The 22704-nt window shown below is 39.7% G+C and carries 20 protein-coding genes, 2 tRNA genes and 3 pseudogenes; 24 read left to right on the top strand and 1 reads right to left on the bottom strand.

All coding sequences use genetic code 11. The features are described from left to right. The first annotated feature begins 263 nt into the window (after window positions 1–263). The 9 genes from HMPREF1519_RS01330 to HMPREF1519_RS01290 all read left to right on the top strand — a co-directional run bounded on the left by HMPREF1519_RS01330 (window position 264) and on the right by HMPREF1519_RS01290 (window position 7050). Complete coding sequence (locus tag HMPREF1519_RS01330; RefSeq protein ID WP_021144511.1) at window positions 264–1124, top strand: thymidylate synthase; 861 nt, start codon at window positions 264–266, stop codon at window positions 1122–1124. Between the two features lie 107 nt (window positions 1125–1231). Further along, a complete protein-coding gene (locus HMPREF1519_RS01325) occupies window positions 1232–1735 on the top strand; it encodes a dihydrofolate reductase (RefSeq protein ID WP_013990945.1) in 504 nt (167 codons plus the stop codon). A 4-nt stretch (window positions 1736–1739) separates the two neighbouring features. Beyond that, window positions 1740–1910, top strand: a complete 171-nt coding sequence (locus tag HMPREF1519_RS10475) for a hypothetical protein (protein WP_022495919.1) — start codon at window positions 1740–1742, stop codon at window positions 1908–1910. A 17-nt stretch (window positions 1911–1927) separates the two neighbouring features. Continuing rightward, complete coding sequence (clpX, locus tag HMPREF1519_RS01315) at window positions 1928–3154, top strand: ATP-dependent Clp protease ATP-binding subunit ClpX (protein ID WP_002886084.1); 1227 nt, start codon at window positions 1928–1930, stop codon at window positions 3152–3154. Window positions 3155–3163: 9 nt separating this feature from the next. Continuing rightward, window positions 3164–3763 (top strand): ribosome biogenesis GTP-binding protein YihA/YsxC, encoded by a 600-nt coding sequence (gene yihA / locus HMPREF1519_RS01310; protein WP_002885996.1) that lies wholly within the window; start codon window positions 3164–3166, stop codon window positions 3761–3763. 129 nt (window positions 3764–3892) lie between these two features. After that, window positions 3893–5269, top strand: a complete 1377-nt coding sequence (locus tag HMPREF1519_RS01305; protein ID WP_022495918.1) for an amino acid permease — start codon at window positions 3893–3895, stop codon at window positions 5267–5269. Between the two features lie 11 nt (window positions 5270–5280). Further along, a complete protein-coding gene (mmuM, locus tag HMPREF1519_RS01300) occupies window positions 5281–6231 on the top strand; it encodes a homocysteine S-methyltransferase (protein ID WP_002885890.1) in 951 nt (316 codons plus the stop codon). A gap of 112 nt (window positions 6232–6343) precedes the next feature. After that, window positions 6344–6598: a DUF1912 family protein gene (locus tag HMPREF1519_RS01295; RefSeq protein ID WP_002886199.1), complete on the top strand. Its 255-nt coding sequence runs from the start codon at window positions 6344–6346 to the stop codon at window positions 6596–6598. A 74-nt stretch (window positions 6599–6672) separates the two neighbouring features. Continuing rightward, window positions 6673–7050, top strand: coding sequence for a helix-hairpin-helix domain-containing protein (locus HMPREF1519_RS01290; protein ID WP_002885939.1), 378 nt, complete (start codon window positions 6673–6675; stop codon window positions 7048–7050). A gap of 117 nt (window positions 7051–7167) precedes the next feature. Here the strand turns inward: HMPREF1519_RS01290 and plsY are convergent, their stop codons facing one another. After that, on the bottom strand, window positions 7168–7809 hold the full coding sequence (gene plsY, locus HMPREF1519_RS01285) for a glycerol-3-phosphate 1-O-acyltransferase PlsY (RefSeq protein WP_013990943.1): 642 nt from the start codon (window positions 7807–7809) through the stop codon (window positions 7168–7170). A gap of 137 nt (window positions 7810–7946) precedes the next feature. Here plsY and parE point away from each other — a divergent pair, with 137 nt between their 5' ends. The 15 genes and pseudogenes from parE (at window position 7947) to rpsA (ending at window position 22665) form a co-directional block, all read left to right on the top strand. Further along, the gene (gene parE / locus HMPREF1519_RS01280) at window positions 7947–9896 is read left to right on the top strand and encodes a DNA topoisomerase IV subunit B (RefSeq protein WP_022495917.1); all 1950 of its coding nucleotides are present in this window, start codon (window positions 7947–7949) and stop codon (window positions 9894–9896) included. Between the two features lie 137 nt (window positions 9897–10033). Then, window positions 10034–11137 (top strand): hypothetical protein, encoded by a 1104-nt coding sequence (locus HMPREF1519_RS01275; RefSeq protein ID WP_037610825.1) that lies wholly within the window; start codon window positions 10034–10036, stop codon window positions 11135–11137. Between the two features lie 352 nt (window positions 11138–11489). After that, window positions 11490–12032, top strand: a pseudogene (locus HMPREF1519_RS01270) (DUF6261 family protein). A gap of 105 nt (window positions 12033–12137) precedes the next feature. Beyond that, a complete protein-coding gene (locus HMPREF1519_RS01265) occupies window positions 12138–12521 on the top strand; it encodes a GNAT family N-acetyltransferase (RefSeq protein ID WP_037610823.1) in 384 nt (127 codons plus the stop codon). 671 nt (window positions 12522–13192) lie between these two features. Then, window positions 13193–13633 (top strand): annotated as a pseudogene (locus HMPREF1519_RS01255) (toprim domain-containing protein); the annotation flags it as partial. A 23-nt stretch (window positions 13634–13656) separates the two neighbouring features. Further along, the gene (locus HMPREF1519_RS10185) at window positions 13657–14898 is read left to right on the top strand and encodes an AAA family ATPase (RefSeq protein WP_081721212.1); all 1242 of its coding nucleotides are present in this window, start codon (window positions 13657–13659) and stop codon (window positions 14896–14898) included. Next, window positions 14895–15578, top strand: a complete 684-nt coding sequence (locus HMPREF1519_RS01240; protein WP_037610816.1) for a hypothetical protein — start codon at window positions 14895–14897, stop codon at window positions 15576–15578. Before HMPREF1519_RS10185 ends, HMPREF1519_RS01240 begins: the two co-directional genes overlap by 4 nt. Before the next feature lie 7 nt (window positions 15579–15585). After that, on the top strand, window positions 15586–15849 hold the full coding sequence (locus tag HMPREF1519_RS01235) for a hypothetical protein (protein WP_037610814.1): 264 nt from the start codon (window positions 15586–15588) through the stop codon (window positions 15847–15849). Window positions 15850–15923: 74 nt separating this feature from the next. Next, window positions 15924–16742 (top strand): aminoglycoside 6-adenylyltransferase, encoded by an 819-nt coding sequence (locus tag HMPREF1519_RS01230; RefSeq protein ID WP_037610812.1) that lies wholly within the window; start codon window positions 15924–15926, stop codon window positions 16740–16742. Window positions 16743–17067: 325 nt separating this feature from the next. After that, on the top strand, window positions 17068–19524 hold the full coding sequence (gene parC, locus HMPREF1519_RS01225; RefSeq protein ID WP_037610864.1) for a DNA topoisomerase IV subunit A: 2457 nt from the start codon (window positions 17068–17070) through the stop codon (window positions 19522–19524). Between the two features lie 156 nt (window positions 19525–19680). Further along, a pseudogene (locus HMPREF1519_RS01220) lies at window positions 19681–20712 on the top strand (branched-chain amino acid aminotransferase); the annotation flags it as partial. 118 nt (window positions 20713–20830) lie between these two features. Next, on the top strand, window positions 20831–21061 hold the full coding sequence (locus HMPREF1519_RS01215) for a DUF2969 domain-containing protein (protein ID WP_002886057.1): 231 nt from the start codon (window positions 20831–20833) through the stop codon (window positions 21059–21061). A 60-nt stretch (window positions 21062–21121) separates the two neighbouring features. Continuing rightward, window positions 21122–21202: transfer RNA gene (locus HMPREF1519_RS01210), tRNA-Tyr, on the top strand. A 68-nt stretch (window positions 21203–21270) separates the two neighbouring features. Continuing rightward, window positions 21271–21342 (top strand) — tRNA-Gln (locus HMPREF1519_RS01205). Window positions 21343–21462: 120 nt separating this feature from the next. After that, window positions 21463–22665 (top strand): 30S ribosomal protein S1, encoded by a 1203-nt coding sequence (gene rpsA, locus HMPREF1519_RS01200; RefSeq protein WP_002885935.1) that lies wholly within the window; start codon window positions 21463–21465, stop codon window positions 22663–22665. The last annotated feature ends 39 nt before the right edge of the window (window positions 22666–22704 follow it).

Genomic DNA, 22704 nt, shown 5'->3' with positions numbered 1-22704 from the left:
AGTGGTAATCTACTTGTTTTTTAGCTATGTTAGAAGAGTAAAATTGTTGTTATATATTGAAATCATTGCGAGCGTTAAGTGAGACTTTCCGCTGTGAGATAAGTGTCTGTAAATAAAGTGTTTTGTTTACAGACACTCGGAATTTTTGAGACCATAGGCTCAAAAATTAGTCTTGGAACTTCGAAGAAGTTCGCAGACGTCCGTAATCACTTAAGGGAAGTCTCAAAAAATACTTTGTTTTCAATAGAATAAAGAGGAAAATCATGACAAAAGCAGACACTATATTTAAAGAAAATATCACTAAAATCATGGAAGAAGGCGTCTGGTCGGAGCAAGCACGTCCTAAATACAAGGATGGCACCACAGCTAATTCCAAATACATCACAGGAGCTTTTGCAGAATATGACTTGAGCAAGGGAGAGTTTCCAATTACCACTCTTCGTCCTATCGCTATCAAATCTGCCATCAAAGAAGTGTTTTGGATTTATCAAGACCAGACAAACAGCCTAGATGTCCTTGAAGACAAATACAATGTTCACTATTGGAATGACTGGGAAGTTGAAGGCGTGCCTGCCAATAATGGAGACAAGCGTTCAATCGGTCAGCGTTATGGAGCGGTTGTTAAGAAGCACGATATCATTAACCGTTTGCTGGCACAGTTGGAGGTTAATCCGTGGAACCGTCGCAATGTCATTTCCCTTTGGGATTACGAGGCCTTCGAGGCGACAGCAGGACTTCAGCCTTGTGCCTTCCAAACTATGTTTGACGTTCGCCGTGTGGGCGAGGACATTTATTTGGACGCCACTTTGACGCAACGTTCTAACGATATGTTGGTGGCTCATCATATTAATGCCATGCAGTATGTGGCTCTTCAGATGATGATTGCCAAGCACTTTGGTTGGAAAGTTGGTAAATTCTTTTATTTCATCAACAATCTCCATATCTATGACAATCAATTTGAGCAAGCTGAAGAACTTCTCAAACGTCAGCCATCTGATTGCCAACCACGTTTGGTCCTCAATGTTCCTGATGGGACTAATTTCTTCGATATCAAACCAGAAGATTTCGAATTGGTTGACTATGATCCTGTTAAACCTCAACTCAAATTTGACTTAGCAATTTAATAAATGCTTATGAATTAAGCCCATAAAGAGCTGGCAAAGTTTTTCCAAGCTCTTTTTCTCTTTTTTTGTTAGAATGGATTGTAAACTTAAAAAGAAAAGGAAATACTGTGTCTAAACAACTCATTGCTATTTGGGCGGAAGCTCATAACCATGTTATTGGGAAGAATCACACCATGCCTTGGCATTTGCCTGCTGAACTGGCACATTTCAAGAAAACGACCATGGGCTCAGCAATTCTCATGGGGCGTGTGACCTTTGATGGCATGAACCGTCGTTGTCTACCAGGACGTGAAACCTTGATTTTGACACGAGACAAGGACTTCGACTGTGAGGGTGTAACGACTGTTACGAGTGTTGAGGAAGCCCTAGCTTGGTTTGAACAGCAAGATAAGGATCTCTATATTGCTGGTGGTGCTGGTGTCTACAAGGCTTTTGATGGGCATTATGATGCATTCATCAAGACAACTATTGAGGCTGATTTAGAGGGAGATACGTATTTTCCACAACTAGATATGACGGCATTTAAAGTGGTATCACACGAACGTGTGGCCAAGGATGATAAAAATGCCTACGACTTTAGCATAAGTCGCTATGAAAAAGAAGGAGACTAGGTTCATGCAACGTAGTGTTTATGGGTTATTTACTGCATTATTGGGAGTACTTTGTGTACTCTCTGCCATTCCTGCCTTTCGCAAGAAACGTTATGGGTTAGCAGTTTTTCTCTTTTTAAATGCTTTTACCAACCTTGTCAATACTATTCACGCCTTCTATGGCACCCTATTTTAGAAAAGAGTGAGGAATAAATGGCTGGAAATCGTAATGAAGAAATGGTTTATTGTTCATTTTGTGGCAAAAACCAAGAAGAAGTAAAGAAAATTATCGCTGGGAATGGCGTCTTTATCTGTAACGAATGTGTGGCCTTGTCACAAGAAATCATTCGTGAGGAAATGGCAGAAGAAGTTTTGGCTGACTTGGCTGAAACTCCAAAGCCAAAAGAACTTTTGGATATTTTGAACAACTATGTCGTGGGACAAGACCGTGCGAAACGTGCCTTGGCGGTAGCTGTTTACAACCACTATAAACGTATCAACTTCACAGAAAGTCGTGAAGACAATGATGTGGATTTGCAAAAATCAAATATTCTCATGATTGGACCAACTGGTTCAGGGAAGACTTTCTTGGCTCAGACCTTGGCTCGAAGCTTGAATGTTCCTTTCGCGATTGCGGATGCGACATCATTGACAGAGGCTGGTTATGTGGGTGAGGACGTGGAAAATATCCTCCTCAAACTGATCCAAGCGGCAGACTTCAATATTGAACGTGCGGAACGTGGGATCATCTATGTCGACGAGATTGATAAGATTGCTAAAAAAGGTGAAAACGTATCAATCACTCGTGACGTTTCTGGTGAAGGGGTTCAACAAGCCCTCTTGAAGATTATCGAAGGAACAGTAGCTAGCGTTCCACCTCAAGGTGGCCGTAAACACCCTAACCAAGAGATGATTCAAATTGATACGAAGAATATTCTCTTTATCGTGGGTGGTGCTTTTGATGGTATCGAAGATATCGTTAAGCAACGTCTTGGTGAGAAAATCATTGGTTTTGGTCAAAATAATAAGGCTATTGATGATGACTCATCATACATGCAAGAAATTGTGGCTGAAGATATCCAAAAATTCGGTCTTATCCCTGAGTTTATCGGACGTTTGCCAGTCCTTGCTGCCCTTGAACAGTTAACGGTGGACGACTTGGTTCGTATCTTGACAGAGCCTAGAAATGCCTTGGTTAAACAGTATCAAACCCTCTTGTCTTATGATGGAGTTGAACTTGAGTTTGACCAAGATGCTCTTGAAGCTATTGCAACTAAGGCAATCGAACGTAAGACTGGTGCACGTGGGCTTCGCTCTATCATTGAAGAAGTCATGATGGATGTCATGTTTGAAATTCCTAGCCAGGAAGATGTGACTAAGGTTCGTATTACCAAAGAAGCCGTTGACGGTACAGCTGCTCCAGTTTTGGAAACAGCGTAAGGAGGACCTATGGCTGAAGAACAAGTCCTAAATACGCACAATGCTGAGATTTTGCTCAGTGCAGCAAATAAGAGTCACTATCCCCAAGATGACCTCCCTGAGGTTGCCCTAGCAGGACGCTCGAATGTTGGTAAATCAAGCTTTATCAATACACTTCTTGGTCGTAAAAACCTCGCACGTACTTCTGGGAAACCAGGAAAAACCCAGTTGCTCAATTTCTACAATATTGACGACAAGCTACGCTTTGTGGATGTGCCAGGTTACGGTTATGCCCGTGTGTCCAAAAAAGAACGTGCCAAATGGGGGAAAATGATTGAGGAGTATCTCGTGACTCGAGACAATCTTCGTGTGGTTGTTAGCTTGGTTGACCTCCGACATGAACCAACTCAAGACGATATTCAAATGTATGAATTTCTTAAGTATTATGAAATTCCAGTTATCGTTGTGGCGACTAAGGCTGACAAGATTCCTCGCGGAAAATGGAACAAGCACGAATCTATTATTAAGAAAAAACTCAATTTTGATAAAAATGACCATTTCATCGTCTTTTCATCTGTCACACGTGACGGTTATGATGAAGCATGGGATACGATTTTGGCAGAATTGTAAGAAAAGCTCGGAGCAATCCGAGTTTTTTTCTTGTGATAGTCTCTAACTATCTCTTTGATAGTTTCCACTTATTATCCAAGGGGATAATATTGTGTTAAGCTTGTTTTATCACATATATTGGAGGAAACTATGGAAAACCATAATTATGAAAATGAGGGTCAGTTCCAACGGAAGATGACTTCTCGCCACCTCTTTATGCTCTCGTTGGGTGGTGTCATTGGTACTGGTCTCTTCTTGAGTTCAGGCTATACAATTGCACAAGCAGGCCCTCTTGGTGCGATACTATCTTATCTTGTGGGGGCTATCGTTGTTTACTTGGTCATGCTTTCATTGGGTGAGTTAGCAGTTGCCATGCCAGTAACGGGGTCCTTTCACACCTATGCTACTAAATTTATCAGTCCGGGAACCGGCTTTACGGTAGCTTGGCTTTATTGGATTTGTTGGACGGTTGCCTTGGGAACAGAATTTCTGGGGGCAGCCATGCTGATGCAACGTTGGTTTCCATTGGTACCAGCCTGGATGTTCGCAGCCTTCTTTGCACTGGTGATTTTTGGGATTAATGCTCTAAGTGTGAGGTCATTTGCGGAAGCAGAATCTTTCTTCTCGTCAATAAAAGTCATTGCTATCCTGGTCTTTATCATCCTGGGTCTGGGGGCTATGTTTGGTTTGGTCAGTTTTGACGGTCACCGTGAGGCTATTATGTTCAAGCACTTGACGGCCAACGGTCTCTTTCCAAATGGTGGACTTGCCATTGTGTCAGTCATGTTGGCAGTTAACTATGCCTTTTCAGGTACAGAGTTAATCGGTATTGCTGCTGGTGAGACAGACAATCCTAAAGAGGCTGTTCCACGAGCTATTAAAACAACGATTGGACGCTTGGTTATCTTCTTTGTCTTGACCATTGTGGTCTTGGCTTCGCTTCTTCCCATGAAAGAAGCAGGGGTATCTTCAGCACCTTTCGTTGATGTCTTTGATAAGATGGGAATTCCATTTGCGGCGGACATCATGAACTTTGTTATCTTGACAGCTATCCTTTCTGCTGGAAATTCAGGACTTTATGCGTCAAGCCGTATGCTGTGGTCTTTGGCCAATGAGGGGATGCTCAATAAAAAGCTAGTGAAAATTAATAAGCATGGTGTTCCAATGACAGCTCTTTTGATTTCTATGGCAGGAGCAGTTTTATCGCTCTTTTCAAGTATCTATGCAGCAGATACAGTATACCTAGCTTTGGTATCAATCGCTGGATTTGCAGTTGTTGTTGTCTGGCTCTCTATTCCTATGGCACAAATCAACTTCCGTAAACAGTGGAATTTAGAACATTCTGATGATGAGTTGGACTACAAGACGCCGTTTAACCCAATCCTACCTTATATTACAATCGTTCTCTTGGCCATTTCTGTTCTCGGGATTGCTTGGGATAGTTCGCAGCGTGCGGGACTCTACTTTGGTATTCCTTTCATGATTTTCTGCTACCTCTATCACTATCTTCGCTTTAAAAAATGGTAAGGAGATCTTGTATGGCAATATTTAAAGACTATTTAGAGAATAAATCTCCCCTCATTCTTCATGGGGCTCTGGGAACAGAGATGGAGAGCTTGGGTTATGATATTTCTGGGAAACTCTGGTCAGCCAAGTACCTGCTTGACAAGCCAGAAGTTATTCAAAAAATCCATGAAACCTATGTAGCTGCTGGGTCTGATTTGATTACCACATCGTCTTATCAGGCAACCTTACCAGGCTTGATAGACGCTGGACTTACTGAGAAAGAAGCGGAGCAGATTATTGCCTTGACAGTTCAGTTGGCAAAGAATGCACGCGATAAGGTCTGGGCAACTTTGGATGACAGTGAGAAAGCTAAGCGTCCTTATCCATTGATTTCTGGTGATGTCGGTCCTTACGCAGCCTATTTGGCCAATGGTTCTGAGTACACTGGTGATTATGGTCGGATAACTATCAAGGAACTTAAGGAGTTTCATCGCCCTCGCATTCAAATTCTCTTAGATCAGGGTGTCGATTTATTGGCTTTGGAAACCATTCCTAATCATCTGGAAGCACAAGCTTTGATTGAACTTCTGGCTGAAGAATTTCCAGAAGCAGAAGCTTATATCAGTTTTACAGTCCAAGAACCAGGAACTATCAGTGATGGGACTTCTTTAGATGAGATTACCCAGCTTGTTTCCCAGTCAGACCAAATCTTGGCTCTAGGAATCAACTGTAGTTCGCCTCTGCTATATAATCAGGCTCTTACTATTCTTAAAAATGCTGGAAAAGCTCTCATTACTTACCCCAACTCAGGTGAGGTTTATGATGGTAGTACGCAGACTTGGAAACCTAAGGACAAGGATGCTCTGACCTTAGTGGAACACAGCAAGGATTGGCATGATCAGTTTGGAGTTAAGATTTTAGGTGGTTGCTGCCGCACACGTCCAAATGACATTAAAGCCTTATATGCAGAGTTTAGAACCTAGTCAAATTTCTAATTATTTGTTATAATAGGAGACTGTAAGGCTATGAGCTCTACACACTATTAGTAGAAAATGAAGCCAGCGTTAAGCTGGTTTTTAAAATGAAGAGGAAAATATGACCTACGAACAAGAATTTCTAAAAGACTTCGAAGCCTGGGTTGTTACCCAAGTTAAAGTAAACGAAACGGCCTTGGCCGCTAGCAAGAAAATCTGGGAAGAAGATGGCGATGAGCGTGCACGTGATGCAAGTTACCGTTATGAAGCCAAATTGGATGCTTACAATTTCCTAATTGGTAAGTTTGCCAACTATCGTGCTGGCAAAGGTTTCCATGATATGCCAGATGGCTTGTTCGGGGAACGTCACTATTAATAGAGGATGAAAAAGAAAATGGCGACAGTACTTTATGGAAAGGTGTCGCCGATTAAAATAGGAGAATACTAAACATGGCTAAAGTAAAAAATAAAAAGAAAGCTTTTAAACACCGTTTGAAAAAACAAGGACTTTTCAATAATGTTAAAGCCCCTGTCCCACCAGTTGCGCCTGTTCCACCAGTGCCACCAGTAGCACCACAACCTGTTGCTGAAACTAAGACAGTTGCTAAGGAAGAAGTAGCAGCTAAAGACCTTAGTCTTGAAGCTTTTGCAGAACTTCCAGAAGTTGAAGGCCTTCGTTCAAACCTTGTAGAGACTCTTTACAATGAAGGTTTGACTTCAGCAGAGGCTTTTGCTACTGTGACTGAAGAAGAAGTTCTTGCCCTCAAAGGTGTAGGACCTGCGACAGTTAAAAAATTGAAAGAAAATGGTGTCAGCTTTAAAGCTTAAGCCTAAAAAAGATCCGAGGTGTAGACTTCGGATCTTTATTCTTTGACTTGGAAAGCATTGTTTGATTAGGAGAACAAGAAAACCACTAGCTTTTTGCTAGTGGTTGATAGATCTGTATTATTTATTTGGATTTTGTTTGGTTAAATTAAGTCCAAAAGGTACCAAGTTTTCTTGATGCCTACGGATTCGCCCCATATTTTCAGTGTGGCGGAAGATAATAATCAAAGCCATGATGGTAAGGACCCCAGTGAAAATAAGGTCATAGCCATCTAGCAAGAAGTGGATGGCTGGAAACACAGCCAAGGTAATCAGTCCAACAATTGCAGCAGTGACACTAGAAAATGAGATCATGCTGGTTAGATAGAGTGTTAGGGCAAAGACCAAGAGTAGGAAGACACAGTAGAGTGGGGCGAAACCAAGAAGCACCCCAGCACTTGTCGCAACGGCCTTCCCACCTTTAAATCCAGCAAAGATTGGAAAAACATGTCCGATAATGGCAAAGAAACCAATGACTAGAGGTGAAACCTCTGTAACACCAAGCCAGATAGGAAGAAGAACAGCCAAGGTACCCTTGAACATATCCACCAAGAAGGTGATGGTACCAGCAGTCTTACCTAGAACACGAAAGGTATTGGTTGTTCCAGTATTTCCAGAGCCATGCTCACGAAGATTGGTATGGAAGAAAAGTTTCCCAATCCAGAGGCCGGTCTGAATGGAACCTAGCAAGTAGGCGATTAGGATTAACAATAAGATTTTCATGAGATAATTATAGCATACAGCCTAGTAATTGACAAAGTCAGTCAGCCTTAAGATATCTTTTGAACTTTCTTGATTTCTTTTGCAAATTCTTCTGAAAACTTATAAAATAATAAGGATGAAAATTTTGGAGGTCACTCTTGGCTAAAAAAGAAATTAATGTAAATAATTATAATGATGATGCCATTCAGGTACTAGAAGGGTTGGATGCGGTTCGCAAGCGCCCTGGAATGTACATTGGCTCAACAGATGGAACAGGACTTCACCACTTAGTTTGGGAGATTGTCGACAATGCGGTCGATGAAGCTCTTTCTGGTTTTGGTGATGTTATCGCTGTCACCCTAAATAAGGATGGTTCTGTTTCTGTTTCTGACTCTGGACGTGGGATGCCGACAGGTATGCATGCCATGGGTAAACCAACAGTTGAAGTTATTTTCACCGTTCTCCACGCGGGTGGTAAATTTGGACAGGGTGGTTATAAGACTTCTGGAGGTCTTCACGGTGTGGGTTCCTCAGTTGTTAATGCGCTGTCTAGTTGGCTTGAGGTAGAAATTACCCGTGACGGTAGTGTTTATCGCCAACGATTTGAAAATGGTGGTCACCCTGTAACAGGGCTTGAAAAGATTGGTAAAGCGCCTAAGTCTAAGACAGGTACAAAAGTTACCTTTATGCCTGATGCGAGCATCTTTTCAACAACTGACTTTAAATTTAACACTATCTCAGAGCGTCTCAAAGAATCAGCCTTTCTTCTTAAGAATGTCACTATGACATTGACTGACTTGCGTGGCGAAGAAGAAGTTCGTGAAGAATTCCACTATGAAAATGGGGTTCAAGACTTCGTGTCATACCTGAATGAGGACAAGGAAACGTTGACACCAGTTATCTATATTGATGGAGATCAGCAAGAATTTCACTTGGAATTAGCCCTTCAGTATAATGACGGTTACTCTGACAATATCCTTTCCTTTGTCAATAATGTCCGTACTAAGGATGGAGGGACCCACGAAACAGGCTTCAAGTCTGCCATTACCAAGGCTCTTAACGATTATGCGCGTAAGACGGGTCTTCTCAAAGAAAAGGATAAGAACCTCGAAGGGTCAGATTACCGTGAAGGTTTATCAGCAGTTATCTCGCTTTTGGTTCCTGAAGAACACCTTCAGTTTGAAGGACAAACCAAGGACAAACTTGGCTCTCCTTTAGCTCGTCCGATTGTTGATAGTATTGTTTCAGAGCATCTGACTTACTTCCTTATGGAAAATGGGGACTTAGCTTCTAACTTGGTGCGTAAGGCTATCAAGGCCCGTGATGCCCGTGAGGCTGCTAGAAAAGCGCGTGATGCTAGTCGAAACGGGAAGAAAAATAAAAAAGACAAGGGGCTCTTATCAGGGAAATTAACGCCAGCTCAGTCTAAAAATGCTAAGAAAAATGAACTCTATCTGGTCGAGGGTGACTCTGCCGGTGGATCAGCCAAACAAGGCCGTGATCGTAAATTCCAGGCTATCCTGCCTCTTCGAGGTAAGGTCCTAAACACTGAGAAAGCTAAAATGGCAGATATTCTCAAAAATGAAGAGATTAATACCATGATTTACACTATTGGTGCAGGTGTTGGAGCTGATTTTAACCTTGACGATATCAACTACGATAAGATTATCATCATGACCGATGCCGATACCGATGGGGCTCACATTCAGACCTTGCTACTTACTTTCTTCTATCGTTATATGCGTCCACTGGTTGAAGCAGGACACGTTTATATTGCTTTGCCTCCTCTTTACAAGATGTCTAAAGGGAAAGGAAAGAAGGAAGTTGTCGAATATGCTTGGACGGATGGGGAACTTGAGGAACTTCGTCAAAAATTTGGTCGTGGAGCTATTCTCCAACGTTACAAGGGGCTTGGTGAGATGAATGCTGATCAACTTTGGGAAACAACCATGGATCCAGAGACAAGAACCCTTATCCGAGTGACGATTGACGATTTAGCACGTGCCGAACGTCGTGTCTCAGTCCTTATGGGAGATAAACCAGCACCACGCCGTCAATGGATTGAAGATAATATCAAGTTTACGTTGGAGGAGACGGGGGTGTTTTAACGGAGTACTTTTCATTGGAGCAAAAGCTCCTAATGAAAAAACACTTGCCGCTATCAGGCGGACAAGCTAACTCCCTTACTAGCTCGAAAAGCAAAAAATAACGTTTTGCTTTTCTCACGTCGTAGAAGGAAAAGTGTATGGCAAAAAAAAAGAAAAAACAAAAGAGTATTCCAGAAAAAGATATTAAAAAAGAATTTGTTGCGAAGGTTAATCTATCTAGTAAAACTAATCAGAAAAAGGGAAATACAAGTGATATTGAAAACAAAACGGATAACGCAAGTTTCATCATTCCTCAACCGTTACTGATAGAAAATAAGGATAATGATAAAACTGCTTTTGATAAGTTTATTCAGTTTTTGCCTTTGGGAATTTCTATAATATCGTTATTACTTTCGATGTTTCTAGGATTTAGGACAGAGGAAAGAAGCAAATATCTTGATACAACAAATTTTAATATTGTTCAAAATTTCTGGCAAGAGAATCCAAGCTATACATTGTATAACGAATCTACAAAACCATTAACTGTACCGCCCAAACCGTCTTACTATATGTATATCCCGGCTAAACTATTTTGGATTTTTAAAGACGGTAAGCGTTTCTCGAATTTAATTTTATTACCTGTATCTTATGATAATGTTATCAGTCAATCAAGTACAGGTAAAACTATTGACGAAATTACTACCTCAGTTCTTCCGAAAAATTTTTATGGAAAACTAGGAGCCAGGGATTTAAGGTCTAGATTTTATGGTCATCCTGGTATTGATAATATCGCTTGTGAGTTACGAGTGTATCCGTTTTTGGCTATAGCTACAAAATTAAATTATTCTTACAAAGATAAACCGGAAACACCTATATCAGAGAATTTTGTGACTACTCCGTGGAGTAAGGAGCCTCTTTCAGATACTAGATATAATGATTTAGAAAATTATACAAGAAATATCGCTCATTTTCCTGAGAACGAAATAAAAATTGTTGGAGATGATAATATTTATGATACTGCTTTTGCATATTTAGATTCACAATTTTCTAAATTCATTCCAATGCTAAAGGAGGGGTTTAAGAACAATGAAGAACAGCAAAGGTTTTATACTCTTATGGGAAATCGCTGGGATATGAAATATGATCCCCAAAAGGATATTTCTGATTATGCAAAGCCGAGTGAGGATAACTTTCATTCTCTCGGTAGGGAACTTTCTGATAAAGTTATCCCTGCTAAAGATCCTCTTTACCCTGACTATTAGAGGAAAGAATTCACTAAAAAAGACCCCAGCCGCCTCGTCGGGAAATCCGACAAGTTAGTTTAAGTGGCAGGAAGAACAGCGGAAAAACCGACATCCATTCTGCCAAGTGGGAGAATTCCACCGAAATAAAAACAAACAATTTAATGAAATTTTAGGAGAAAAAATGAAATATAGATTACAAATTTAGATATAACTCGATTGGAAGGACAAAGTTTCTTTCAACTGTTGAGCGACAGTTTTGCTGCTGTTGATAGTTTTGCAAAAGCGAATAAGACGGAATTAGTATATATCAGCAAGACCTCCGTCATGGAGCCTTTATTGGAACAATTCCAATCATGCCTTCATAACATTCGTGCAGGAAAATTCACAGAAAACAGACCGTGAGCGTGATGATGCTCTAGTGACTTTGTTATCCTTTATCAAGGCTTTTTCGCGTGTGAAAGTTCCAGCTATTCAGACTGCCTATGAACAGCTAAATCCGCTTTTCAAACAATACAAAGGCATTACGACGACCAGTTATTAAAAAGAAACGGAAAGTATTAACCACCTCTTGAAACAGTTGGCACAGAGCGACTACCAGTCCTCCATACAAGCACTAAATTTGACGGAACACGTCCAAAACTTAAAAGCTGCCCAAGCAAAATTTGAGAAGGTCTACAAGGAGCGCTTGGCTGAGCAAGCTGGGAAAACACTTAGCCAAGCAAAGGCTTTGCGTGTTGAATTGACAGAGTTGTACGAGTTTCTTGTTGATTTCACAGCAATCAATGCCTACGCCTACCCAGTCAAAGCCTACTTTGCTAGCCTGCGCGACCAGCTCAATGCTATCCGCAGCCGCTACCAAAAACGCAAACCCGCAAAGAAAGCAGAACCCAAGCAGGAAGAAGCCAGCAAGTAAATAGCTCTGCAATTTTCCAAAAGTAAGAGAGGAGATAGGACTATCATGGTAAAATTGCGTTAAATATCTTTTTCTCGTTTATATCCAAAAGAAAGAGGTATCTTTATGAAACATGTCAATTTACGAAATGCTATTCCCTCCGACCTTGACGGGTTGTTCGCTCTTTATCAGGCGGAGCAGTGGATGAATTTTACCAAGGAAAAAGTGGCAGCTATGCTTGAAGCGCCCGCTTCGATTTATCTGGTATTGGAAGAGGCAGGCGAGCTGGTTGGTTTTGCCCGCTACATCACCGACGATGTGGAGACGACCTTCATCGGCGAAATCATCGTTGCCAAAAGTCACCGCAGGCAAGGTCTGGGGCGCCACTTGATTGAGGAAATAGAGGCGCGGCTTCCAGCGACACGGATTGAGCTGGTGTCAGAAGAAGACGGTTTTTATAAAGCGCTAGGGTTTAGTTTTGTTGGGAATGGTTTTCGGTTGAGGAAATGAAATTGGAGGCAGACAAATGAAAAAAATAAAGACTATATTTCTAAGTCAGGAAAAGACAGTGTGAGGTAGACCTATGGTATTTAAGGTATTAAGTTTTTTACTTTACTATCCTCAAGTAGTTCTTCCTGTTTGTGGAGGAGCAATAGCTTATTTAAGTGTTTATAAAAAGAGACCAATAAAAACACGCTTCGTGGCCCTTCCAATAGTCGTATTTGTGACCTTCCTTCTATCGTTGATAGATAATCCCTTCTCACAGAGGACCTATTCGGGTTTGTTATTGGCTTTCTATTATGTCTATGTTTTTTCTCCTCTAAGTGTTGCTTGTAGTATCACATCTCTTATTAAAAGTATTTACCATTATAGGCTATTTCGTATGCCATTGGCTATTGTTTTAGTAACCAATGCATCTATCATGACTTGTCTATCAATCTTAAACCTTATCTTATTCTTTGGCGAACTCTCCACCTCATTGACACTATCTTGTGTATCTTTCATTTTAATTGCGATAAGTGCAATGCTTCAATTGGTGGTTGGCGAAATAGAAACCAGGAAGGTTAAAGCGATTCTGATACAGTTACAAAGTCAAGGAAGGACATTGTAAACTGAGGAGTGATTACTGTTCATCTTTTATATTATTCCAATCACTATTTAAAATAAAAAAATAAAGAGAAATCTTAATGACCGATGCTGATACCGATGGAGCTCATATCCAGACCTTGTTACTTACTTTCTTTTATCGTTATATGCGTCCACTGGTTGAAGCAGGGCACGTCTATATCGCTCTGCCTCCCCTTTACAAGATGTCTAAAGGAAAAGGTAAGAAGGAAGTTGTCGAATATGCTTGGACTGATGGTGAGCTTGAAGAACTTCGTCAAAAGTTTGGTCGTGGCGCTCTTCTCCAACGTTACAAGGGGCTTGGTGAAATGAATGTGGACCAGCTTTGGGAAACAACCATGGATCCTGAAACAAGAACGCTTATCCGAGTGACTATTGACGACCTAGCGCGTGCCGAACGTCGTGTCTCAGTCCTTATGGGAGATAAACCAGCACCACGCCGTCAATGGATTGAAGATAACGTTAAGTTTACGCTGGAAGAAGCGACAGTGTTTTAGGATGAGAAAAGGAGTTAAATATTATGAAATTAGAATTTTCATTTAAAGATGTTCCACAGGATGTATTGAATGAACATCGAAATATAGATTTATCTAAAAATACTGTTATTTATGGAAATAATGGTCGAGGAAAAACCAGAATATTAACTGCGATTGATAATTTGCATAAGATTGCAAGTATTGAATTTCAAAGTAAGATTTTTAATTTAGTAGATGAATTGAATTTATCTACTTTAAAAATTGATGGAAAAGATTTTACAGAATTGTCTTTATCCAAGAATAAGATATTAGAGAGTAATTATTTAACCAAGTATGTCAAATCTATAGAGTTTGCACTAAATGATTTATATTTAGTACTTAGAGAATTGAGTGGAATTTCATTTGTTTTTCAAGAACTGTTAAGCCGACATTTAGATGAATTGAGATCATTGTTACAAGTCGCAGAAAGTGGGAGAGGAAACCGTAGGCAAATAAACAATTTGATAAGAGTGGATCGGATATTCAGGACGTGCAGTTTAACTTTAAATAAACTAAGGAATGACATTCCACATGGTTTTTATTCTACTACTAATGGGGTCGCAGATGAAAGGGATGTTTTTTTGTATATTCGAGAGGCTTCGACTATTAATGAATATTTATTGAGAACTTTAGAGGATGCTCATTACAGAGAATTGGAAGAAAATAATGAGAAAGTAAAATCTATTAAGGTATTTCAAAAAGGACTTGAAAAATCATTAAATAGCAATGATACTTGTTATATATCACCCGATACTAATTTAGAGGCTATAATGAATAAAATTGATGAAAAAATCAAAAAAAACATAGAGAAGTATGGGTTTACTTTTTTTGAAAAGGAAGATATAGCTGAAAGAACTCGAGAAAGTATAACCAATAAAATTAAAGAAATTCAAGATAATATTATTATTACCAATAAATTATTGTCAACCGGCTATGGAGGATTGGAGATTGTAATTCAATCTGGTAGAATTAAAGTCAAAAAGAATTCGGAAGTTATAAATTATGAGAAACTTTCTTCAGGAGAAAAGAGGATAATAAAATTATTTCTATCAGTTGTATTTGAGAAAGCAGATATTTATCTAATTGATGAGCCAGAAGTATCTTTATCATTAAATTTTCAATCAAAACTTATTAATGACTTAGTATATTTGTGCGAAAGAAAAGGCAGTAGAATTGTTTTAGCAACTCATGCACCATACATTTTTAAAGACTGTATTGCTAATGATTTTGAAAGGTTAGAGCTATGACAGAGATATCGCTTTCTAATTTAAATATTGCGGAATTAAATCATTTAGCTGAAGAAATGTTGCCTTCCTCTGATAAGAAAATATTCTTTGAAGGAGAAATAAATAAAAAATATTATCAAAATATAGCATTATTTAGAAGGTATACATTGGAAAATGGTGGTCCTTGTTCAAATATTAAAAGGAAAGTATCCCAAAACAGCGCTTTTTACGGAGTAATAGATGGTGATTTTTTAAAAGAAGATCTGGAAAGAATTTATCAGATAGATTTTTATAGTATAGAAAATATTATCCTGATTTATCATGATGATTTAGCTTCATATCTAACAATTCTTAAAAGCATTTTAGAAAAACATTTTAGAAGTGAAAAAACGATTAGACATAGGCTAATACAAAATATAGACTGTAAAGACCGTTTCGCTTTAAAAAAAGATTTGAAAATTAATCCGCAGTTCTATGATTATATTGACGAAAAAATTATTGATGAGCTTACTTTTCTTAAGTATATGGATTTAAAAAAAATTGTAGACTCTTATATGAGTTTTTTGAAGCAAGATCCGAGTATTACTAAAGAATGCAAAAAAATAATAAAGAAGTATATTTCAACTTGTTATGTGATTACGATTGACGAACTCTTTTCGGATACTGAGTTACTCAGAGTTCAACGAGAACTAACAAAATAAGAAGAAAATGTCGTCTGATGTTAAGGATGAAGTAGGTGAAATTTTTATAGCAATGGAAGATCTGATTGAAGCTGAAATTAATCATCTGAACAATTCAGAAATCCCTCCAATAATTTTAGGTAGTTTTAACAAATTATTAAGAGCGATAAATTCTTCATCAAAATATTATTTGACAAACTTTGACGATATTCAATGTACAAATTTTATATTTGATGAGTTTTCAAGAATAAAGATAGCTAGAGAAGAATTACTTATGTTTCTTGATGTGTGATCTTTCTATCTTTATGAAACTTTTTTGAATTGATATAGTTAATTTCAATCTCCACTAAAAAGGCAGGTATTCCCATGAGAACTGAAACAGAAATGCTCGATGTAATTTTCAAGACTGCTGAAACCTTACAAATCGTGGCTGTCGCCATGTCTGGTTCACGGACTACTCCAGATTTCCCAAAAGATGAGTTTCAAGATTATGATGTGGTCTATATAGTTGAGAATCTGGAAGAGCTAATTTCTGATTTATCTTGGCTAAACCAGTTTGGTAACCGTCTGATTGAACAGCACAATTTACTTGGTCATCGATATCTTTATCTTATGCTTTTTGAAGATGGTAACCGCATCGATTTGACCCTCTGTCCTAAAGAATATATCCAAGAGTGGGTGGATAGCGAGGCAGGTTTCGGAGTACTAAAAGACGACAAAGGTTTGTTTGAAGCCTATCAGCCTAATTCCAAGCGCTATTTGACCTATCCACCTACTGAAGAGGAATTTGCTGCATCTTGCAATGAATTTTGGTGGGTATCGACTTATGTCGTCAAAGGGGTACGAAGAAATCAGCTTATCTATGCAACTGATCACCTCTATGGCATTTGTCAGCAAGAACTCCTCAAGATCTTGGCTTGGCAGGTAGTAAGTGATAGGGGAGCAGTTGATATCGGGAAGAATTACAAGAATCTTTTTCACTATCTACCAGATGAGAAAGAGAAGGAGTTCTCAAAGCTACTTAATTTATCTAGTCTAGAACAGATTACTCAGTCTTTGTTTGCTACCATGAATATCTTTTATCGGGAAGCTCAAAGTCTAGCCCAAAAGATGGGATTTGACTATGATCAGGAAGTGGCTGAGAAGATGATTAAGTATGCGGAGGATAACCTCTCGAACCATTGATCCAATAGTTTATTTTAAAAACCTTAAACTACAGAAAGGGTCGTTTAGTTACTTGTAGTAACTGAATTCCTTTTCCACAAAAAACTACTCAATTTTCTTTGAAAGGAGTTGAACACGCCCTAAAAGTGTGTGAAGCTCATGATTCCATCATTTAACTACGTATTTAAAACTACAGAAAGGATCGTTTAGTTATTTGTAGTAACTGAACACGGGACTATTTTCCTAGGAAAAAAGATAAATCGCTTTGGGTTCATGGAACCCTCCATCGATTTCCTATTTTTCTACAGAATTTTTCGGCAAGCCGAAACGTCCCTTTGTATCTTATATGTCTAATATTCAAATCATGTCCCTTGAGGACATCATGGGGGAGCGTTTTGGGCGCTACTCCAAATACATCATTCAGGAGCGTGCGCTTCCTGACATTCGTGACGGTCTGAAACCCGTTCAACGTCGTATTCTTTATTCCATGAATAAGGATGGCAATACCCATGACAAGGGATATCGTAAATCTGCCAAGTCGGTGGGTAACATTATGGGTAATTTTCACCCCCATGGTGACAGTTCCATTTATGACGCCATGGTGCGTATGTCCCAGGACTGGAAGAATCGTGAAATCTTAGTTGAAATGCACGGTAACAACGGTTCTATGGATGGTGATCCACCAGCGGCTATGCGTTATACAGAGGCACGCTTGTCAGAGATTGCTGGCTACCTTCTTCAAGATATTGATAAAAACACCGTTCCTTGGGCTTGGAACTTTGATGATACAGAGAAGGAACCAACCGTTTTACCCGCCGCCTTTCCAAACCTCTTGGTTAATGGGGCTACAGGGATTTCTGCTGGTTATGCCACAGACATTCCACCACATAATCTGGCAGAGGTCATTGATGCTGTTGTCTACATGATTGATCACCCATCTGCTAAACTGGATAAATTGATGGAATTCTTGCCTGGCCCAGATTTTCCAACAGGGGCTATCATTCAGGGTAAAGATGAGATTCGCAAGGCTTACGAAACTGGTAAGGGCCGCGTCGTTGTGCGTTCACGTACTGAAATTGAACAACTCAAAGGTGGTAAGGAGCAAATCATTGTTACTGAAATTCCTTACGATGTTAATAAGGCAGTTCTTGTTAAAAAAATCGATGATGTTCGTGTCAATAACAAGGTTCCTGGCATTGCAGAAGTTCGTGACGAGTCTGACCGTACGGGGTTGCGTATTGCTATCGAACTTAAGAAGGATGCTGACAGCCAAACCATTCTTAACTATCTTTTGAAATATACGGATCTTCAAGTCAATTACAATTTCAACATGGTAGCTATCGACAATTTCACTCCACGTCAAGTGGGCTTGCAAAAGATTTTGTCTAGCTACATTGCCCACCGTCGCGATATTATCGTTGCCCGTTCAAAATTTGATAAGGAAAAAGCTGAAAAACGTCTTCATATTGTTGAAGGGTTGATCCGTGTCATCTCTATTTTGGATGAGGTTATTGCCCTTATCCGAGCTTCTGAAAATAAGGCAGATGCCAAGGAAAATCTTAAAGTCAGCTATGATTTTTCAGAAGAACAGGCCGAAGCTATCGTGACCTTGCAACTTTATCGTTTGACCAATACGGATATCGTTACTCTCAAAAATGAGGAAGCCGATTTACGTGAGCAGATTGCGACCTTGGCTGCCATCATTGGAGACGAGCGTACCATGTTTAATGTCATGAAACGTGAACTCCGTGATATCAAGAAGAAATTTGGTAATGACCGTCGTTCAGAGCTGCAAGCGGAAACCAAGACCATTGAAATTGATACCGCAAGTTTGATTGTTGAAGAAGAAACCTATGTCAGCATCACTCGTGGTGGCTATGTCAAACGTACTAGCCCACGTTCTTTCAATGCTTCAACGATTGATGAAGTCGGAAAACGTGATGATGATGATTTGATTCTGGTTCAGCAGGCTAAGACGACACAGCATCTCTTGATGTTCACTAACCAGGCCAATGTGATTTATCGTCCAATCCATGAGTTGCCAGATATTCGTTGGAAGGATTTGGGAGAGCATCTATCACAAACCATCACTAATTTATCTAAGGATGAAGAAGTGCTTTACGCTGAAATCCTGGATGATTTTGAAGCTGGTACCTACCTAGCAGCTACCAAGTTGGGTCAGATTAAACGTTTCGAACGCAAGGAATTTACGCCATGGCGTACCTACAAGTCTAAGTCGGTTAAATACGCTAAACTCAAGGATGATAGTGATTTTATTGTCACAGTCACTCCAATTCAATTGGATGATATCATGATTATCACTCAAAGAGGTTATGCCCTTCGCTTTAACGCGGACGAAGTGCCAGTAGTTGGGGCCAAGGCAGCAGGTGTTAAGGCAATCAATCTTAAGGATGATGATATCGTTCAGGCTGTTTTTGTGGCAAATACTCAAAGTTTCTACCTTCTAACACAAAGAGCCAGTCTCAAACGTGTGGCTACAGCTGATATCCCACAGGCTAAGCGAGCTGGTCGAGGTCTCCAAGTTCTTCGTGAGCTTAAGACGAAACCACATCGCGTCTTTACGGCTGGTCCAGTCTTTACAGAAAATGCTGGTGGTGAGATAGATCTTCTAGCAACACCAGTAGAGGAGACTCCTCAGACCTTGCTTGTGACAGCCACGACAGGTGAAACTGCAGAGGTTGATTTGTCCCTTCTAAATCTTTCAGATCGTACTAGCAATGGAAGCTTTATTGAAGGTTTAGCAGACAAAGAAGTCTTTTCTGCTAAGATTATTGAAAAATAATGATAAGAAAGCTTTGTTCTCTTACTAGGGAGCAGAGTTTTTTTCTTTAAGAGACTAAAGAACTGTTTTAAAAAGAATTGTCAGAATTTTGCAACACAACCTTGAAATTTTCAATGAAAAGGACTATACTAGAAAGCACATAGTAACAGAAAAGAGGATATACACATGACAGTTGATTTAGACTGGGAAAATCTAGGATTTAATTACAGTAAACTTCCATTCCGTTATATCTCATATTACAAAGACGGTAAATGGGATGAGGGGCAATTGACTGAGGATGCGACTTTGCATATTTCAGAAGCATCTCCAGCCCTTCACTATGGTCAAGAAGCTTTTGAAGGCCTCAAGGCTTACCGTACTAAAGATGGCTCTATTCAATTGTTCCGTCCAGATGAAAATGCTAAACGTTTGCAACGTACTGCGGATCGTCTTTTGATGCCAGAAGTTCCAGTTGACAAATTTGTAGATGCATGTAAACAAGTTGTACGTGCAAATGAAGAATATGTTCCACCATATGGTACAGGTGCAACACTTTATCTCCGTCCACTTTTGATTGGGGTTGGTGATATCATTGGTGTGCATCCAGCAGATGAGTATATCTTTACCATTTTTGCTATGCCAGTAGGTAACTACTTCAAAGGTGGTTTGGCTCCAACAAACTTCCTTATCCAAGATGATTATGACCGTGCTGCTCCACATGGTACAGGTGCTGCTAAGGTTGGTGGTAACTACGCAGCAAGTATGTTGCCAGGTAAGATTGCACATGACCGTAACTTCTCTGATGTAATCTACCTTGATCCAGCAACTCACACTAAGATTGAAGAAGTGGGTTCTGCAAACTTCTTTGGTATCACAGCCGATAACGAATTCGTTACACCACTCAGCCCATCTATCTTGCCATCTATCACTAAGTTCTCATTGCTATACTTGGCTGAAAATCGCTTTGGCATGAAAGCTATCCAAGGTGATGTTAAGATTTCCGAATTGGATAAATTTGTCGAAGCAGGTGCCTGTGGTACAGCTGCCGTTATTTCACCAATTGGTGGGGTACAACATGGTGATGACTTCCATGTCTTCTATTCAGAAACAGAAGTAGGTCCTGTAACACGTAAACTTTATGATGAGTTGACAGGTATCCAATTTGGTGATGTTGAAGCACCAGAAGGATGGATTGTCAAAGTTGACTAATTCTTAAGAGATAAACGATTATTTTAAGGCTTGCTCTTGCAAGCTTTTTTCTTTTTCGGTAGAATTAAGAAGATACATTAAGAAAGGATGGCTCGAGCCAAGGATCGGGTATAAATCTATGAGTAAAAAAGATAAAAAAATTGAAATCCAAATTAATGATGCTAAAGTAGTCGTCAATAAAGCAACTATTGAAGGTTTTGAACTTCTTGTTGGGAAGAAAGTCATCGGACAAATTGTGGAAATTGATGGTAAGTTTGCCGTTGTTGACAAGGAAAATGTTGTAGGTTTCCACAAAAAAATGGATGATGCAGTAGCTGCCATTATTGAATCATACAATCTTAATCATTAAAATCCAAAGTAAAGGCTTGCTTTGGTCAAGAAACTGTGATATACTATTTCTTGTTCTTAAGGAGAGATAGCGAAGAGGCTAAACGCGGCGGACTGTAAATCCGCTCCTTCGGGTTCGGGGGTTCGAATCCCTCTCTCTCCATGTCTAAGAAACTGAATCGGGATAGTCGATATCAAGTACTTAGATGTTTTTTTATAGCATTTTGCTATTGGGGTATAGCCAAGCGGTAAGGCAAGGGACTTTGACTCCCTCATGCGTTGGTTCGAATCCAGCTACCCCAGTAAAAGGTATCGGGTGCATTGGCACCGTCTATGTTAACCATTGTCTTTGCGGGTACCTTTAAAAATATATTGTTATCAAGGGTCAGAATTGGCTGGCTCTTGTTGGAGGATCTTTTTAGAATGAACGAATTTGAAGAATTGCTAAACAGTGTTAGCGAAGTTAACACAGGTGACGTTGTAACAGCTGAAGTTATCTCAGTAGATAATGATCAAGCAAATGTTGTTATCGAAGGAACTGGTATCGAAGGTGTTTTGACACGTCGTGAATTGACAAACGACCGTGACGCAAACGTTGCAGACCTTGTTAAAGTTGGTGAAACACTTGAAGTGCTTGTTCTTCGTCAAGTTGTTGGTAAAGATACTGATACTGTAACTTACCTTGTATCTAAAAAACGCTTGGAAGCTCGCAAAGCTTGGGATAAACTTGTTGGTCGTGAAGAAGAAGTTGTTACTGTTAAAGGAACACGCGCTGTTAAAGGCGGACTTTCTGTTGAATTTGAAGGTCTTCGTGGATTTATTCCAGCTTCAATGATCGATACTCGTTTTGTTCGTAACACTGAACAATTTGTAGGTCAAGAATTTGACGCTAAAATTAAAGAAGTTGATCCAGCTGAAAACCGTTTCATCCTTTCACGTCGTGAAGTTGTTGAAGCAGAAGCTGCAGAAGCTCGTAAAGAAGTCTTCTCTAAACTTGAAGTTGGTTCAATCGTAACTGGTAAAGTTGCTCGTTTGACAAGCTTCGGTGCTTTCATCGACCTTGGTGGTGTTGACGGACTTGTTCACGTGACTGAATTGTCTCACGAACGTAACGTTTCACCTAAATCAGTTGTATCTGTAGGTGATGAAGTTGAAGTTAAAGTTCTTGCTATCGACGAAGAAGCAGGACGTGTATCACTTTCACTTAAAGCAACAACACCTGGACCATGGGATGGCGTTGAACAAAAACTTGCTGCTGGTGATGTTATCGAAGGTAAAGTTAAACGCTTGACTGACTTCGGTGCTTTCGTTGAAGTATTGCCAGGTATCGATGGACTTGTTCACATCTCACAAATTTCACACAAACGTGTTGAAAATCCAAAAGATGTTCTTTCAGTAGGTCAAGACGTTACTGTTAAAGTTCTTGAAGTAAACGCTGATGCAGAACGTGTATCACTTTCAATCAAAGCTCTTGAAGAACGTCCAGCTAACGCAGAAGGCGAAAACAACGAAAAACGTCAATCACGTCCACGTCGTCCAAAACGTCAAGAAAAACGTGACTTCGAACTTCCAGAAACTCAATCTGGATTCTCAATGGCGGATCTTTTCGGAGATATCGAATTGTAAGATAAAAAAGAGGCATGGAAACATGTCTTTTTTTGGCTC

It is taken from the genome of Streptococcus sp. SR4, assembly GCF_000517725.1.
GTDB lineage: Bacteria > Bacillota > Bacilli > Lactobacillales > Streptococcaceae > Streptococcus > Streptococcus salivarius_F.
The sequence above is the reverse complement of the archived record's forward strand: the minus strand, read 5'-3'. Positions and strand labels throughout refer to the sequence as shown.